The sequence below is a fragment of the Paenibacillus sp. FSL K6-0108 genome (assembly GCF_045040695.1).
In the GTDB taxonomy this organism is placed as follows: Bacteria; Bacillota; Bacilli; order Paenibacillales; family Paenibacillaceae; genus Paenibacillus; species Paenibacillus pabuli_B.
Map to the genome: position 1 here is coordinate 2,638,209 of NZ_CP150288.1, position 14,976 is coordinate 2,653,184.

Sequence of the window (14,976 nt, forward strand, 5' to 3'; positions counted from 1 at the left end):
TTTTTGCTTGACAACCTGATTTGTTTTAGGTATTATTAGGAACGTTGCAAGAGTGTAAAGTGTTTTTCCTTGACGAAGGGAGTGCCCCGTTATGAGTCAAGAAAATCGGCTTGAAAAGACAAACCGAATTAACTTGCTGTTTGCTTTCTATGAACGGTTGCTTACCGAGAAACAGCAGACTTTTCTAAAGTATTACTTTCATGATGATTTCTCGCTAGGCGAGATTGCAGCCGAGTTCGAGATCAGCCGCCAGGCGGTATACGAGCATATCAAGCGTGCCGAACAGGTGCTAGAAAATTACGAAAGCAAGCTTGGCTTGCTGGAGAAGCATGAACGGCGCAACCGTAATCTTGAAGATTTGCAAAAGGCATTGGAGCGCGCAGGCGTTTCCATTGATAACAACCAACAAATAAACGATATTATTCAACAGCTCAGAGAGTAGTTCGTAAGAGTTGAACGAAACGTATCGGTCCTGAAAACAGTATTACAGCTTAAGGAGGTGGGATCATGGCATTTGAAGGATTAACGACCCGATTGCAGAATGTGTTCAGCAAGCTGCGCGGCAAAGGCAAGGTGTCTGATGAAGATGTTGCCGAAGCTATGCGCGAGGTACGTCTGGCATTGCTCGAAGCGGATGTAAACTTCAAAGTGGTCAAGGAATTCATCGCCAAGGTGAAAGAGAAGGCTGTCGGCAAAGAAGTGATGGAGAGCTTCACGCCCGGAATGGTCATTATCGACATCGTAAACAAGGAACTGACGGATTTGATGGGTGGAAGCCAATCGAAACTGGCCAAAGCCAACAAACCGCCTACGGTACTGATGATGGTTGGTCTGCAGGGTGCGGGTAAAACGACCACGTCCGGTAAACTGGCTAAGATGCTGCAAAAGCAAAATAGCAGACCGTTACTTGTTGCAGGAGATATTTATCGTCCAGCAGCAATTAAGCAGTTGCAAGTACTTGGCGAGCAGATCAAAGCACCAGTATTTACACTGGGAGATCAGACAAGCCCTGTAGAGATCGCACGTCAGGGTTTACAGCACGCCAAGGATAACGGTAACGACTACGTCATTATCGATACGGCTGGACGCCTGCATGTCGATGAAGAACTGATGGAAGAACTTCGTCAGATTCACAGCGCAGTGAACCCGGATGAAGTATTGCTTGTCGTAGACAGCATGACAGGTCAGGATGCAGTTAATGTGGCAGAACACTTTAACCAGCAGCTTGATCTGACCGGAGTGGTTCTTACTAAGCTTGATGGAGATACTCGTGGTGGTGCCGCGCTTTCTGTTAAAGCAGTTACCGGTTGTCCGATCAAGTTTGCTTCCCTTGGAGAGAAACTGGATGCACTAGAGCCTTTCCATCCAGAGCGTATGGCTTCTCGTATTCTTGGCATGGGTGACATGCTCTCTCTGATTGAGAAGGCACAGTCCAACATTGATACCGAAAAAGCCAAGGAAATGGAACGGAAGATGCGTAATGCTGAATTCACGTTCGAAGATTTCCTGGAGCAAATGGATCAAGTGAAGAAACTGGGGCCCATCGATCAGATCATGGATATGATTCCTGGTATGGGCAAGATGAAACAAGCCAAAGACCTGAAGGTTGACGACAAGCAAATGGGCCGGATTGAAGCGATTGTGTACTCCATGACTACAGAGGAGAAGCGCAACCCCGACATGATCAATCATAGTCGCCGGAAACGTATTGCTACAGGTAGTGGTACATCTCTGGCCGAGGTTAATCGCCTAATCAAGCAGTTTGATGAAATGCGCCGCATGATGAAACAGTTCTCGGATATGATGGGACCTAAAGGCGGCAAGAACAAGGCAATGAAGCAGCTGAAGGGTCTGGGCAAAGGAATGAAGTTTCCTTTCCGTTGATTACATGGGTTGCTGAGGAATACACAGATTTCATTGAAGGAGGTGAATTTTCAAATGGCAGTTCGTATTCGTCTGAAACGTATGGGTGCTCACAAAGCTCCTTTCTACCGCGTAGTGGTATCGGATTCCCGTTCCCCACGTGACGGTCGTTTTATCGAGGAGATCGGTTACTACAACCCGGTTGAACAACCGGCTGTTGTTAAGATCGATGAAGATAAAGCATTGCAATGGCTTCAAAATGGTGCGCAAGCATCCGACACTGTCCGCAACTTGCTGAGCAAAGCGGGCGTGATGAAGAAGTTCCACGAGTCTAAATTGACTAAATAAGGTGCTGATTCGGAGGGTCATCTATGGAAGAATTAGTAAGCATAATTGCTAAGGCTTTGGTCGATCATCCGGAAGATGTGGCGGTTCGGACGGTTGAGAAAGATCGGCTTGTCGTATATGAGTTAACCGTTCATCCTGACGATGTTGGGAAAGTGATTGGTAAGCAGGGACGAATCGCAAAGTCTCTTCGTACGGTCGTCACATCAGCAGCAGTTAAGATGGATAAACGGGTAACCGTTGATATCATATCTTAAAGATATACGAAAGGGGGTTAGGATGCATGTCCTAGCCCCTTTTCGTGCATGCTGAATTTATTAATAAAACCCATTAAATAAATTGATTTTAGGATTACACAATAACGGAGAGGGCAGAACAAATCTGAAGAAGCGTAGCGCTCACCTTTACCACCGGATTTCATCCTTTGAATAAGGAGTCAAAGAACTCTGAGGGTAACAGTGATCGGAAGATTGTTCTAACCGCGCAGTGTGCTGTGTAATAAGGATTAAATTTTACAGAATGGATTGCAGGAGGAACTTATGGCAGAATTTATGAATGTAGGCAAGATCGTCAATACGCACGGTATTCGTGGTGAGTTGAAAATCATGCCTTTAACAGATTTCCCGGAAGTGCGGTTCGCGAAAAATGCGGAACTGTTTCTTTTTACGCCGGATAATCATCCCGTGTTGGTTAATGTGGAATCTGCACGTTTGCATAAAAATATGTACATCCTTAATCTGAAAGAATACGGAAATATCAATGAAGTAGAGAAGTTTAAGGGTGGCATGGCCAAAGTGCTGAAAGAAAACCTGGCTGAGCTGGAAGAGAATGAATACTACTTCCACCAAATTGTTGGATGCTCGGTCATTACTGATGAAGGTGAAACACTTGGAACGATCTCTGAGATTTTGACTCCTGGAGCGAATGATGTATGGGTTGTCAAAACGCCGGCAGGCAAAGAAATTCTGCTTCCGGTTATTGATGATGTTGTTCTTGATGTGGATGTTACAGAAAAGCAAGTCAAGGTTCACCTGATGGAAGGGCTGCTGTAACATGAAGGTGGATGTATTAACCCTGTTCCCGGAAATGTTTGACGGTGTGTTCGGAACCAGCATTCTGGGCAAGGCCCAAACAAAGGGGCTTGTATCCCTTGGTGCAACCAACTTCCGGAATTATGCGACCAATAAACACAATACAGTCGACGATGCACCTTACGGTGGAGGTGGGGGCATGGTGTTAAAGCCAGATCCCATCTTCGCTGCTGTCGAAGATGTATTAGAGCAGCGCGGCGAAGCTGCCGCAACGATGAAACCGCCACGGATTATTCTAATGTGTCCGCAAGGTGAGACATTCACGCAGTCAAAAGCAGAAGAGCTTGTGCAGGAAGATCATTTGATTTTTATTTGTGGACATTATGAAGGCTATGATGAGCGCATCCGGGAATTTCTTGTGACGGACGAGTTGTCGATTGGTGATTACGTGCTGACCGGTGGCGAGCTGCCTGCGATGGTGGCGATTGACAGTATTGTACGTCTTATTCCTGGGGTTCTGGGTAATGAGACAAGTGCTGTAACGGATTCATTCAGTACCGGATTGCTTGAATATCCACACTACACACGTCCTCCGGAATTCAGAGGCATGAAGGTACCGGATATGCTGTTATCCGGGCATCACTTGAATATTGAGGCGTGGCGCAGGGAGCAGTCTTTGCTTCGTACACTGGAACGCAGACCGGATATGTTGGAGACGGCAGACTTGACGGACAAAGAACGGATTTGGCTAAATAAGATTCGTTCCGATCGTGAAAAGAATACAGAGTAATTTGATGTTATCTCGTTTGAGCTCGTAAAATAATCTCATTCGAAAACCTGAAAGACCAGCCTTATGATATATAGGTTGGTCTTTTTTTTGTATTGAACACTTTTGCCGCTTTGAACATTTTTGCATGTTTCGAAATGGGGTTGTATACAGTGAAGAATTTCTTTATGGTGATCTCAGTTAGAAGTGTATAAACACGACATGCTAAGGAGGGAAATTATGAATCATAATCCTTATGAAGTGGGCAGAGTAGATATTAGCGATGCTGGAGAGCGCTGCAAGATGCTTTTGGGAGATTTGAATGGTGATGGCAGGCTTGAGATGCTGTTGGTACAGGCCGATGGTGGTATAGACGATCGTTACGTTCCGCATCAGGTATGCTGTTTGTCGGCATATGATCTGGATGGAACATTAATGTGGCAGGTCGGAACGCCGGATCCGGATGCAGGCGGCCCAGGATCAGACTATCCCGCTCAGATTGCAGATTGGGATGGGGACGGAAATAATGAAGTGCTTTGCATAATGAACAAACAATTTCTTATTCTGGACGGAAGCACCGGAGAGATAAAAAAACGTCATACTTTGCCTGATGAGCATGCGCATGACTGCATTATTCTCGCAAACCTGACTGGGGACCAACAGACGATGGATGTTTTACTAAAGGATCGGTATAAGACGCTCTGGGCACTGGATCACGATTTTAATTTGCTGTGGAAGCATGAAGGTAATGTTGGTCATTTTCCGTGGGTATACGATATTGATGGGGATGGTAAGGATGAAGTGATGGCTGGGTATGATATGCTGGATCACGATGGAACTTTATTATGGTCCTGTCAGAATCTTGATGACCACGCAGATTGCATATGGTTTGGCGATGTGGACGAGGACGGCGAGGTTGAAATAGTTATCGGTGGCAGTGTTACGGTTATGATGGACAGGTATGGTAATGAGAGATGGCGCTACGAGGATTCGATTGAATCACAGCATATAGCTTTGGGAAAATTTTATGAAGACAGACAAGGGTTACAGGTTGCCGGCTTGGATCGGATTATTCGAGGAGATGAGCATGGCAAGGATGGAATGTTTATGCTGGATAGTAAAGGAAAAGAGCTGTGGAAAGAAGATCGTAAAACTCGTGGGTGGTTAACCATTATTGAGCCTGTACGCAACTGGGATGACAGCGGGCTTGATTATATCCTAGCATATCGTCGAGGTGGGGGTGTCCTGCCCTCTTTAATCAATGGTTATTTACAAACGATTGCAGAGTTCGGAAAAGAGGGCTACGCTGTACATGCAGACTTGTGTCAGAGCGGCAGGGAACAGATCATCATCTATGATGAACATGAGGCCGTGATCTATTCCAATGTAGTTATGAATGTAACCACTCCAACCTCTATAGACATAAAAAGAGCCCAGCTCCAGTCGAAAAGACTGTATAGCTCGACTCTATATCCAGGTGGGGAAGTTCAGATCCAGCTTAATGACTGATCTCTACGACAGGAAGGATGTCCTGTCGGTCTGATTCAGGATGGAGCAATGCAGCCAAATCGGTTCCTGTTGTAACGGTTAAGCGTGGGAGCTTCATGGGATTATCCCCAGGTCGAACAAATCCTGAACGTACGGAAAAGGCCATGCGATACCCATTTTGCTGCAATTGATAGATCATCTGCGTGCTGGTATAACCGAAAGGATAGGCAAGGTATGGAGTATCTATACCCGTTTCTTTCATTAGCTTGACGTCATCATTCAGCAGGCTTGTGTCGAGTCCAACTGGCACGGTTTCGCCGCAACGCATATATCCCTTGTGATGAAGATTATAGGTATGGCTATTGAACTCAAAAACGTCCTTAGCAGCCTGCATCTCCTGTTTGGAGATGAACGTATTTTTGGATGGATCAAAAGTCGAAGGCTGATCCTGGATTTTGCTGCCTATGACAAACAGGGAAGCATGAAAATTATATTTTTTGAGCACAGGGTAGGCTAAAGTATAATTGTTCTGATACCCATCATCAAAGGTGATGACAATCGACTTTTTGGGCAGGGAGATCTGTCCATTCACATACTGCTCAAGTTGTTCCAGTGTAATGGTGTTGTACCCTTCTTCATGCAAATATTTCATGTTTTCTTCGAAGTCTTCCAGATTAATGATTGATTTGTTGTTGGTTTCATGATTGTTGATTTTGGGCTGTATGTAATGATACATCAGTACAGGCACTTCAGTAGCTGAACCTTGTGCGATGTGAAAGGTAGCTAGGTCAAGTGTGGGTTTGCTGGAATAGTCGGAGTGAGACATTAGAAATGCCTTACGCTTGACCATATCCCAAGACGTGCATGCTTTGTGGGACATTGCATTGGTAGGATGAGTGACCATATACGAATACATTGTAACGGTACAAGTGAGTACAGCGAGTGTAACAAGCGCGATTTTTTTCAAGTGTTTCATAAGTCAACAGGTTCTCCTTTTACCATTTCATTTCTTTATGTAGTTATACTTCGGTTACATCAATACGTAATCCAACAAGCTATATCATAGACGATCTTTCTGGACAGAAAGTTACAGTATTTTTTCCATCCAATACTTGACTTATCCCAAGAATGCTATTCATGACGATCTGCAGGAAGGAACTTTTGATTAATTTTCCTTGTGTTTTGTTATGGTGCGTGATACAATAAGTCTGTTATGTGGAATACGGCGGTCCTCTATGGATAATGAAGGAGACAAGGTGTTCTCTGGAAGAAGTATGAACGCCTGTACGGAAGGAGGGAGTCATAGATGAATATCGTTCAAGCGATTACACAAGAACAACTTCGTAAAGATATTCCGAGTTTTCGTCCTGGTGACACTTTGAAAGTGCACGTTAAGGTAATCGAGGGAACTCGTGAGCGTATCCAATTGTTCGAAGGTGTTGTGATTAAACGCCGTGGTGGTGGAATCAGTGAGACTTTTACAGTTCGTAAAATTTCTTACGGTGTAGGTGTGGAAAGAGCTTTCCCGCTTCATTCCCCTAAAATCGATAGAATCGAAGTGGCTCGCCGTGGTAAAGTGCGTCGTGCGAAGCTTTATTATCTTCGTGAACTACGCGGTAAAGCAGCGAGAATTAAAGAAATTCGTTAATATAACGGATACCGGGGAGGGCTTGGAGACAAGCCCTTTTCGTTTTTGTCCGGGAAAAGTTGAACCGGAGGTGCACTTCCGAGTAAAATGGTATGGCGGCACACGCTCGAATAGTCCGGGAGGCTTGTGAATCAGTTATTGAAGGGCATTTGAATTGTGGATTAAATGTACTGGTAATGCTTGCATGTAAGATTACATAACTGATGATGTGTAAAAACTGCTATAACATGTACTGTGAAGAGAGGAAGATCATTAATGGAACAGGAAGTTCAACAGGACCAGGGCAATGCTGCCGAAGAGAAAGGCAGTAGATCCAAAAAAGCAAAAAATGAAGTTTTCGAATGGCTCAAAGCCATCGTGATTGCACTAGTACTTGTCATTTTGATTCGGTGGTTGCTGTTCAAACCGTTTGTTGTGGACGGGCCTTCAATGCAGCCGAATTTTCATACAGGTGAACGTGTGATCGTCAATGAAATTTTATATGACATCAGGGAACCAAAGCGCGGAGAAGTTATCGTATTTCACGTTCCTTCTGAAGGCCGCGATTTCATTAAACGTGTTATTGCTGTCGCTGGTGATACCGTTGAGGTTCAAGACGATACAGTTCTTGTCAATGGTAAAAAAGTCGATGAGACATACATTCAGGGAGCAATCGATGCTGCTGAAGCGAACGGTGGAACCTATAACGTGAAGGACTTCCCTAACGAGCAATTCCCGGATGGAAAAGTACCTGAAGGTCATGTTTTTGTAATGGGCGATAACCGTCCAAACAGCACGGATAGCCGGATGATCGGTTATGTGTCACTGACGGATATTGTAGGTCGTGCAGATGTGATTTTCTGGCCGATTGGCGATATCAAGTGGATTAACCATTAATATGAATGCAGGATATATAAGCCAATTATAAAAATGTACACTTATACGTAGAGGGCAGAACTAATCTGGGGATAATAGAGAACGGAAGATTGTTTTGCCATTGAATTGATAGGTGTAGATGTTAAAGATAAAGCTTGTATATCAACAAATAATGAGGTGAAGACAAGGTGACGATTCAATGGTTTCCAGGTCATATGACCCGAGCCAGACGCCAGATTCAGGATAAGTTAAAGCTGATTGACGTGGTCATCGAACTGCTGGATGCCCGTCTGCCTGTCTCCAGCCGCAACCCGATGATTGACGAGATTTTACAGGGCAAACCCCGGATGATTTTGTTGAATAAGTCTGACCTGGCGGATGCGAAAGTGACGCAGGAATGGATTGAATATTTCAAAAAAGAGGGAATCACTGCTTTTCCGGTAGATGCTTCAACAGGTACTAACGTGAAAGACATCCCAACTCAGGCGAAGCTTCTGTTGAAAGAAAAAATTGACCGTCAACTGGCAAAAGGGATTAATCCTCGAGCGGTTCGTGGACTGATTGTTGGTATTCCAAACGTGGGTAAATCTACATTAATTAATCGACTGGCTGGACGGAACATTGCGGCCACGGGAGATCGTCCTGGGGTGACAAAGGGACAACAGTGGATCAAAGTTGGCAAGGAAATGGAGCTGCTGGATACCCCAGGTATTCTTTGGCCGAAATTCGAAGACCAAAACGTGGGATATCGTCTTGCGGTAACAGGTGCAATTAAGGAAGAAATTCTGAATGCAGAAGACATCGCCTTTTTTGGCATCAGTTATCTGATGCGTTATTACTGGGATTCTCTTGAAGAACGATATGGACTTCAGGAGTTCTCCAGGGATGCGGATGATTCAGACAGTGTCATTGCGATCATGGAGCAAGTGGGTCGCATACGTGGCTGCGTTGTGAGTGGCGGGCGTATCGATTTGGAAAAAGCATCGCGAGCTTTTCTGCGTGAACTGCGTGCAGGCAAAATGGGACGTTTCTCTATGGAAGCTCCTTATTAAATAAGAGACAACTGCCGAAAGAAGCGGCCGTTACCGGATTACCGGGAGCGGTCGCTTTTTGTCGTACTGAATTTAAAAGACAGTAACTTCGACTTGTGTGGAAGATGAACCCAGAAAATTGCACTTTATGGGATTGGTTTGTGCGTATATCTGGGTCTCTTAAATCATGTTATGATGAATGATGAAGATTTAGCTTGCTCAATGCTTAATATCTTCAATTCAAGCCATTAGATACCGATAAAATAATAACTCACCATCGTATGATCATATATGTTCACAAAAGTTTATTTCTTGTTTGAGTGGGATCTGATAGAACAAAAATCGGGAATCTACGTCTATATAATAAAATGATATAAAAGAGATGGGTTAAAGCAAGAGCGGGCAGAGGAGATGACACTGTAATGAATGAAATGAATGAATTAACTGAATTAACTGAATTAACGCAACCGGATGCCCTGGTTGAACCGAAAAAGAAGAAAAAAGAATTAGTGGAGCCGAAAGATCTTCTGATCTATGAGCGTGAATATTGGGAAAGCGGATTTGACCGTATTGCCGGAATTGATGAAGTGGGACGTGGTTGTTTGTTTGGAGATGTCGTAGCGGCAGCCGTTATTTTGCCTCGTGATCTGATTCTGGAAGGGGTTAATGATTCCAAGAAATTAACGGAGAAAAAGCGCGATGCGTTATATGACATCATAATGGAAAAGGCGTTGTCAGTGGGGATCGGTTATGCGGACGCAGAGACGATTGATCATATAAATATTAAACAGGCTGCGAGACTTGCCATGAAACGTGCGGTAGAAGCGCTTGAGGGCGTACCGGATTACCTGTTGGTGGATGCCGAGAAGGTAGATGTAAATATACCACAGCTGTCCATTATTAAAGGTGATGCTAACAGTCAGTCTATTGCGGCAGCTTCCATTGTTGCAAAGGTTACCCGGGACAGGCTTTGCAAGGAGGATTGGGATACGTTATATCCGGAATATGGTTTATCGATACATAAGGGATATGCAACGAAATTTCATCGTGAGCAAATTATGGCTCTGGGTGCTACACCGATGCATCGTCGCAGTTTTCTCGGCAATCTGCTTGGAGAACAACACACTTTATTTTAATTAGTCCATACACGGAGGGATGGGAAGGTCATGAATATAAGTTCCGTGATTCGTGGGTTATTGGGGGATAGTAAGCCGGGTAATGCCAAGCCGCTGGAGTTAAAGGAAGGACAGGTTGTGCGTGGGTCCGTGGTTAGTGTATCCGATGATGGAGCAGATGCGGTTCTCCAGATTCAGGGTGTACAGGTACGGGCCAAACTGGAAACTCCGCTCAGACCTGGTGAAACTACATTGCTTCAGGTCCAGCCTCCAGGTGAGAATGGTGTAACGGTAATGAAACCATTGACGGGTACATTGGCTGAACTACCACAGGCGTCTTTGAACAATTTGCTTCAGGAGATAGGTTTGCCAGATACCAAGGGAAATCGGGAGCTGTTGTTGGCCATGCAGCGAAGCGGATTACCTTTAACCAAGGATAATGTTGCGATGGTTCAAAATATGATGACAGCCAAACCTGCACAGGTGCCAGTTGAAGAATGGGTGCAGGCGACAGGTATTGCTTTTCAGCGTGGTCTTCCGGTTACGGGGGAAACGGTAAAGGGTTTGCATCAGGCTGTATTCGGTCCGCCACTACATCAGATGTTGAAGGGTTTGGCTGAACAGCTGGAATCGATGCTGGCCCAAACTGCGGGGAAAACGTTGCCGACTGGTGAACAGGCGGCAACGGTGAAACCGGCTGTAATGGGTGGCTTGCCTGTACCGTTAAGTGGAGAGCAGACAGGAGAAACGATAGCTGCGTCAGGCGGTGGGAGAGCAGCAGGAGGAACGTCTGGTTTGGCCGGGCAATTCCTGCCTGGGTCGCCTTCAGGAGCTGCTCCAGTGGCTGATGGATCGCAGGATGCTGCTGGTAATGCGGTGAAGGGCAATGGACAGACAGGTACAGGTACGGCAAAAGCTGAAACTATTGGAATAAAGTTAGAGGTCAGCAATGGTGCAAATGCTGGCAAGGGTGCAGGTATTCCGGCAGGAACCGGAATACCTGGTGAGAGCCCGCGTGCAGCTGACGCGGGCGTTGCTGGGAGCCGCCCGGGCACGACGGGGGCCGCAGTGGAAGCAGCTGGCCGCGTCATTGCGGGGCAGCCTGAAGGGGGAGCGGCCGGGAGAACCGATGGCCGCGGTGAAATGCCTGCTGCTGCGGTGCCTACCGCTTCCGCAGCAGGGCAGGCGGCGCCAGCAGCTCCATCGGCAGCGCAGCTGGCGCCAAAGCTGCTGGCGCTGCTGGACGCGCTGCGCAGCGCGTCCACAGCCGCACCGGCAAGGCCCGGTGCGGCGACACAGGCCGCCCCTGCATCGCAGGGCGGCCAGGCGGCTGCGGCTGCCGGAGGCGTGCCGCAGCCTTTGCCAGCCGGCGCAGATGCGCTGCCGGCTGGCGGTAGTGCCGCAGCACCTGCGGGAGCTGCGGCTGCGCACGCGCCTGTCACCCACGAGGGGGACCCGTGGGTGGGGCGCGTGCTGAAGCTGCTCGGTGCGGAGCACGAGCAGCAGGCAGTGCACGGCGCGGCTGCGCAGGCGCGCGTGGGGGATGCAGCGGGTCCGGGAACCGCGGACACGCTCAAGGGCTTGCTGCTGCAGCTTGCCAGCAGCGATGGTGCACCGGCGGCGCTCAAGGATGCCGCCGGACAGGCTGTGCAATTTCTGACAGGACAGCAGTTATTGCTGACAACAGATCGCAGTGCAACCTTTGCCCAGATGCATTGGTTTATCCCGATTACCGGACCTGATGGGGAAGAAACGGCTTCCGTCCAGATTCAGTCTCGCCGGGGGCAACGTGGTGAGTTGGATGCATCCAACTGCCGCCTGTGGTTTGATCTAGATATGAAAAGTCTCGGTCCAACACTGGTGGATGTGCATGTGGTCAACAATATCGTCAGCCTGCGTGTACTGAATGACCGCGAAGGGATGGGACCGCTCTTGGAAAATGGACGTGAAGAGATCCATCGGGCGTTGGACAAACTCGGTTACCAGTTGCTGACTTTCAAAGCGGAACCTTGGCCTGTTGGCCAGGAACCGGGAGCCGAACGAAAAACAACTGCCTCGGACTACAGTCCTGAACGTTACAAAGGGGTGGACATGCGGGTATGAAAGAGGATTCGCAACCGGATCTGATATCCAAAAAGGCCGTTGCTTTAAAATATGTACCTGGTGAGAATGAAGCGCCAGTGGTCGTAGCCAAAGGCCGTGGCAAAGTGGCAGAGGCCATTCTGGATAAAGCCAAAGAAAACGGGGTTCCTGTTCAGGAGGATGCTGCTCTGGTGGAGGTTCTGTCCAAACTGGACTTGGACGAGCAAATTCCAGCCGAACTGTATCAATTGGTTGCCGAAGTATTAACTTATATTTATCGCGCTGACCGTCTGGCTTCTGGACGAGAGGAAGAAGAATCATGGTAGAGCACAGATCAGAACAAGGTCCAACTTCAAAACTGACTCGTCAGCAAAAAGGACGATTGGGTGAAGAAGCTGCCTGCGGATGGCTCCGGGAGCATAATTATCGCATTTTGAAGCGCAACTGGCGCTGCCGAAGCGGAGAGATTGATATCGTTGCCTCCCATGAAGGCATGATTATTTTTCTTGAAGTTCGCAGTAGAAGCGGAACTGGACAATATGGAACACCCCAGGAGTCTGTAGATGTCCGTAAAATGCAGCAGGTACGTGCAACTGCATCTGTATATTTGCAAATGAAGGGAGAGACAAATCATCAAATTCGTTTTGATGTGATTGCCGTCATGCTGGATAAAGCAGGCGAAACTGTTTCGGTCGATCATATCATTAATGCATTTTGAGTTTCTACTATACGCGATTCTTCTGATGTGTTAACCCACAAGAAAGACACTTTAAAAAGTGACTCTCTTGTGGGTTATTTTTTTGGCAGGTTTTAGGTTAGAAAGAGATTAAGAAAATAGCTACTTCACATACAGCAATGATGATACGATTCGTATCCAAATGCGGGTAATTGAAATTATATTTGGATGCAATATTTTCTTTTTTCGATCGTTAATGGACTACAGCTTTTAATAGTTCTCTAAATAAGAGCACAAACATATGTTTGAATTCAGTATACGATAATAAGTTACCTGTTATAAAGTGAACTCTTTCTCCTTAGCATGTATACCCTTTTACAAGTTCGTTTTAATTCCACAAACAATGAAGTTTCACTATGTTATATAACTGGTTTACTAGATGACGAAAGAGAATGGAGCACTTAAAATAAATTGATACAAATTGTATCGTTTATAATAAAATGAGAAAAGCAAATATGAAAAAGAGGTGTGAACTATGAAAAAAATTCAATCTGATGCGGCAAACAAAATGAAACAGGAGTGGATGACACCGCAATTGGAAGTGTTGAATATTAGCGAAACTATGAACGGTGGTGAAGGGATTTGACAATATGTATGGGGAGGGGAATTTTGGAGGCTCGAAATGTTGGTCAGTTAGATAGATAAAACGAGTTCATAGGGTGACCGGACTTACTACTATATTTGGATGAGGTGAACGATTGTCATGAGTAGTCAATGGAAATGGATGATTCGTTTAAGTGTGTTTTTAATATTTTTCGGGGGGTGTGGTCTGCTGCATTCTGGATCGACATATGCTGCATCCAAAAATGCTTCTGCTGAGGGGCAAGTTAATCATTTATGGAAAAATTACGGATATGGATGATTTTCCGGTGAAAGATGTAAATGTAAATATTAAGATGCACACATTCGAAGGCAGCGAAATAGCAACCAAAACAGTTAAAACCAATTCCAAGGGAGAATACAGTTTTGAAACAACGATAAGTGAAAGCATATACATCATTATTAGACCGATTGCCAAGGGGTACTTGGGGACCATCAATAATTATAATAACTTTTATTTGTTTCCGGGAGAAACAACGGAATTGAATTTTGTCCTCTATGAGCCTTCGACAATTGTAGGCAAAGTTACTGATCAATCAGGAAAACCTGTTGTGGGTGCTGTCATTAGCGCAACAACAGTCAGCCAATCTGTTAAGACAGACAAGGAGGGCAACTATGCGATTACAGGAATAGATAACTATGCTTACAATGAAATTACGATACAGGTTGATGCAAAAGGGTATGTGCTTTACACAACAAATACATTTCCAGACATTGGGAAAACAATGAAATTGAACATAGTACTGCAAGATGCAGCGGATGTTAGTGGCTTGGTGCAAGATGAACAGGGGAGGCCAGTGGCTGGGGCCACAGTATCTATTTATAATCTCAAGACGATAACAGACAAACAAGGCAAGTATTCCATAAATCGACTGTCTCCGGGATCAAGCATGATCTCTGTCGAAGCGGATGGTTATATCAAGCAAACGATTAGGGGAACTTTGGTCAAAGGACCTAACAATACTTTTGATTTTATTCTCAAGAGTAATGTGGACAAAACCCCGCCTGTAACCAAATATAATTTAGTGCCTCTGACAGAGGTATCCAACGGAAAACAATATATTAATGGATTTAATTTTAAATTAAAGGCCACGGACGAAGTTAACGGATCAGGCTTGAAGATGACCCAGTACAGAATTAATGGAGGGGAATGGATCACGTTTACCGTACCAATAAAAATCTATGCTCCTGATGTCAAAACAGTGGAATATTTCAGTACCGACGTCGCCGGCAACCAAGAGAAAATAAACAAAATGGATTTTGTAAACGGGAAGTTTGAAGGCGCAGGATCATACCTGTACTGATTAAATAGTTATAAATAGCTGCTTATAATGAAGAAAGACGACATGACTCTATAAATCCGTTCGAGGGGTATGAGATGGAGTCGTCTTTTTGCATTCGAAATGACTGGAACGA

17 protein-coding genes are annotated in these 14,976 nt (G+C 45.7%); 16 read left to right on the forward strand and 1 reads right to left on the reverse strand.

The window, feature by feature from the left end:
* Positions 1 to 91: 91 nt before the first annotated feature.
* The 7 genes from MHB49_RS12165 to MHB49_RS12195 all read left to right on the forward strand — a co-directional run bounded on the left by MHB49_RS12165 (position 92) and on the right by MHB49_RS12195 (position 5,514).
* Complete coding sequence (locus tag MHB49_RS12165; protein ID WP_405156284.1) at positions 92 to 442, forward strand: putative DNA-binding protein; 351 nt, start codon at positions 92 to 94, stop codon at positions 440 to 442.
* A gap of 65 nt (positions 443 to 507) precedes the next feature.
* Positions 508 to 1,884 (forward strand): signal recognition particle protein, encoded by a 1,377-nt coding sequence (gene ffh / locus MHB49_RS12170; protein WP_247902138.1) that lies wholly within the window; start codon positions 508 to 510, stop codon positions 1,882 to 1,884.
* A gap of 54 nt (positions 1,885 to 1,938) precedes the next feature.
* Entirely contained in the window at positions 1,939 to 2,211 is a 273-nt protein-coding gene (rpsP, locus tag MHB49_RS12175; protein WP_024630184.1) for a 30S ribosomal protein S16, read from the forward strand.
* A 23-nt stretch (positions 2,212 to 2,234) separates the two neighbouring features.
* Positions 2,235 to 2,465: a KH domain-containing protein gene (locus tag MHB49_RS12180; RefSeq protein WP_024630185.1), complete on the forward strand. Its 231-nt coding sequence runs from the start codon at positions 2,235 to 2,237 to the stop codon at positions 2,463 to 2,465.
* Between the two features lie 282 nt (positions 2,466 to 2,747).
* The gene (rimM, locus tag MHB49_RS12185) at positions 2,748 to 3,260 is read left to right on the forward strand and encodes a ribosome maturation factor RimM (RefSeq protein ID WP_247902139.1); all 513 of its coding nucleotides are present in this window, start codon (positions 2,748 to 2,750) and stop codon (positions 3,258 to 3,260) included.
* Between the two features lies 1 nt (position 3,261).
* Entirely contained in the window at positions 3,262 to 4,029 is a 768-nt protein-coding gene (gene trmD / locus MHB49_RS12190) for a tRNA (guanosine(37)-N1)-methyltransferase TrmD (RefSeq protein WP_405156285.1), read from the forward strand.
* A 216-nt stretch (positions 4,030 to 4,245) separates the two neighbouring features.
* On the forward strand, positions 4,246 to 5,514 hold the full coding sequence (locus tag MHB49_RS12195) for a hypothetical protein (protein WP_405156286.1): 1,269 nt from the start codon (positions 4,246 to 4,248) through the stop codon (positions 5,512 to 5,514).
* Here MHB49_RS12195 and MHB49_RS12200 read toward each other — a convergent pair.
* A complete protein-coding gene (locus MHB49_RS12200; protein ID WP_405156287.1) occupies positions 5,504 to 6,469 on the reverse strand; it encodes a polysaccharide deacetylase family protein in 966 nt (321 codons plus the stop codon). The two genes, MHB49_RS12195 and MHB49_RS12200, sit on opposite strands and share 11 nt — an antisense overlap.
* A gap of 330 nt (positions 6,470 to 6,799) precedes the next feature.
* Between MHB49_RS12200 and rplS the strand changes: the two genes are divergently transcribed.
* The 9 genes from rplS to MHB49_RS12245 all read left to right on the forward strand — a co-directional run bounded on the left by rplS (position 6,800) and on the right by MHB49_RS12245 (position 14,864).
* Entirely contained in the window at positions 6,800 to 7,141 is a 342-nt protein-coding gene (rplS, locus tag MHB49_RS12205; RefSeq protein ID WP_024630190.1) for a 50S ribosomal protein L19, read from the forward strand.
* A 255-nt stretch (positions 7,142 to 7,396) separates the two neighbouring features.
* Positions 7,397 to 8,017 (forward strand): signal peptidase I, encoded by a 621-nt coding sequence (lepB, locus tag MHB49_RS12210; RefSeq protein WP_247902143.1) that lies wholly within the window; start codon positions 7,397 to 7,399, stop codon positions 8,015 to 8,017.
* Between the two features lie 167 nt (positions 8,018 to 8,184).
* The gene (ylqF, locus tag MHB49_RS12215) at positions 8,185 to 9,048 is read left to right on the forward strand and encodes a ribosome biogenesis GTPase YlqF (protein WP_405156288.1); all 864 of its coding nucleotides are present in this window, start codon (positions 8,185 to 8,187) and stop codon (positions 9,046 to 9,048) included.
* Positions 9,049 to 9,458: 410 nt separating this feature from the next.
* Positions 9,459 to 10,163 (forward strand): ribonuclease HII, encoded by a 705-nt coding sequence (locus MHB49_RS12220; protein WP_405157115.1) that lies wholly within the window; start codon positions 9,459 to 9,461, stop codon positions 10,161 to 10,163.
* Positions 10,164 to 10,193: 30 nt separating this feature from the next.
* A complete protein-coding gene (locus tag MHB49_RS12225; RefSeq protein WP_405156289.1) occupies positions 10,194 to 12,245 on the forward strand; it encodes a DNA ligase in 2,052 nt (683 codons plus the stop codon).
* Entirely contained in the window at positions 12,242 to 12,550 is a 309-nt protein-coding gene (locus tag MHB49_RS12230; protein WP_247902146.1) for an EscU/YscU/HrcU family type III secretion system export apparatus switch protein, read from the forward strand. Before MHB49_RS12225 ends, MHB49_RS12230 begins: the two co-directional genes overlap by 4 nt.
* Positions 12,544 to 12,942 (forward strand): YraN family protein, encoded by a 399-nt coding sequence (locus tag MHB49_RS12235; RefSeq protein ID WP_405156290.1) that lies wholly within the window; start codon positions 12,544 to 12,546, stop codon positions 12,940 to 12,942. Before MHB49_RS12230 ends, MHB49_RS12235 begins: the two co-directional genes overlap by 7 nt.
* A gap of 493 nt (positions 12,943 to 13,435) precedes the next feature.
* Entirely contained in the window at positions 13,436 to 13,546 is a 111-nt protein-coding gene (locus tag MHB49_RS12240) for a paeninodin family lasso peptide (protein ID WP_405156291.1), read from the forward strand.
* A gap of 220 nt (positions 13,547 to 13,766) precedes the next feature.
* A complete protein-coding gene (locus MHB49_RS12245) occupies positions 13,767 to 14,864 on the forward strand; it encodes a carboxypeptidase-like regulatory domain-containing protein (RefSeq protein ID WP_405156292.1) in 1,098 nt (365 codons plus the stop codon).
* Positions 14,865 to 14,976: the final 112 nt, after the last annotated feature.

What these genes read in the sequence shown, in the direction of transcription:
- MHB49_RS12220 (WP_405157115.1), top strand. Translation starts at nt 9,459, where the DNA reads ATGAATGAATTAACTGAATTAACTGAATTAACGCAACCGGATGCCCTG.
- MHB49_RS12200 (WP_405156287.1), bottom strand. Translation starts at nt 6,469, where the DNA reads ATGAAACACTTGAAAAAAATCGCGCTTGTTACACTCGCTGTACTCACT.
- MHB49_RS12165 (WP_405156284.1), top strand. Translation starts at nt 92, where the DNA reads ATGAGTCAAGAAAATCGGCTTGAAAAGACAAACCGAATTAACTTGCTG.
- ffh (WP_247902138.1), top strand. Translation starts at nt 508, where the DNA reads ATGGCATTTGAAGGATTAACGACCCGATTGCAGAATGTGTTCAGCAAG.
- MHB49_RS12180 (WP_024630185.1), top strand. Translation starts at nt 2,235, where the DNA reads ATGGAAGAATTAGTAAGCATAATTGCTAAGGCTTTGGTCGATCATCCG.
- trmD (WP_405156285.1), top strand. Translation starts at nt 3,262, where the DNA reads ATGAAGGTGGATGTATTAACCCTGTTCCCGGAAATGTTTGACGGTGTG.
- rplS (WP_024630190.1), top strand. Translation starts at nt 6,800, where the DNA reads ATGAATATCGTTCAAGCGATTACACAAGAACAACTTCGTAAAGATATT.
- lepB (WP_247902143.1), top strand. Translation starts at nt 7,397, where the DNA reads ATGGAACAGGAAGTTCAACAGGACCAGGGCAATGCTGCCGAAGAGAAA.
- MHB49_RS12245 (WP_405156292.1), top strand. Translation starts at nt 13,767, where the DNA reads ATGCTTCTGCTGAGGGGCAAGTTAATCATTTATGGAAAAATTACGGAT.
- MHB49_RS12240 (WP_405156291.1), top strand. Translation starts at nt 13,436, where the DNA reads ATGAAAAAAATTCAATCTGATGCGGCAAACAAAATGAAACAGGAGTGG.
- rimM (WP_247902139.1), top strand. Translation starts at nt 2,748, where the DNA reads ATGGCAGAATTTATGAATGTAGGCAAGATCGTCAATACGCACGGTATT.
- rpsP (WP_024630184.1), top strand. Translation starts at nt 1,939, where the DNA reads ATGGCAGTTCGTATTCGTCTGAAACGTATGGGTGCTCACAAAGCTCCT.
- MHB49_RS12230 (WP_247902146.1), top strand. Translation starts at nt 12,242, where the DNA reads ATGAAAGAGGATTCGCAACCGGATCTGATATCCAAAAAGGCCGTTGCT.
- MHB49_RS12225 (WP_405156289.1), top strand. Translation starts at nt 10,194, where the DNA reads ATGAATATAAGTTCCGTGATTCGTGGGTTATTGGGGGATAGTAAGCCG.
- MHB49_RS12195 (WP_405156286.1), top strand. Translation starts at nt 4,246, where the DNA reads ATGAATCATAATCCTTATGAAGTGGGCAGAGTAGATATTAGCGATGCT.
- MHB49_RS12235 (WP_405156290.1), top strand. Translation starts at nt 12,544, where the DNA reads ATGGTAGAGCACAGATCAGAACAAGGTCCAACTTCAAAACTGACTCGT.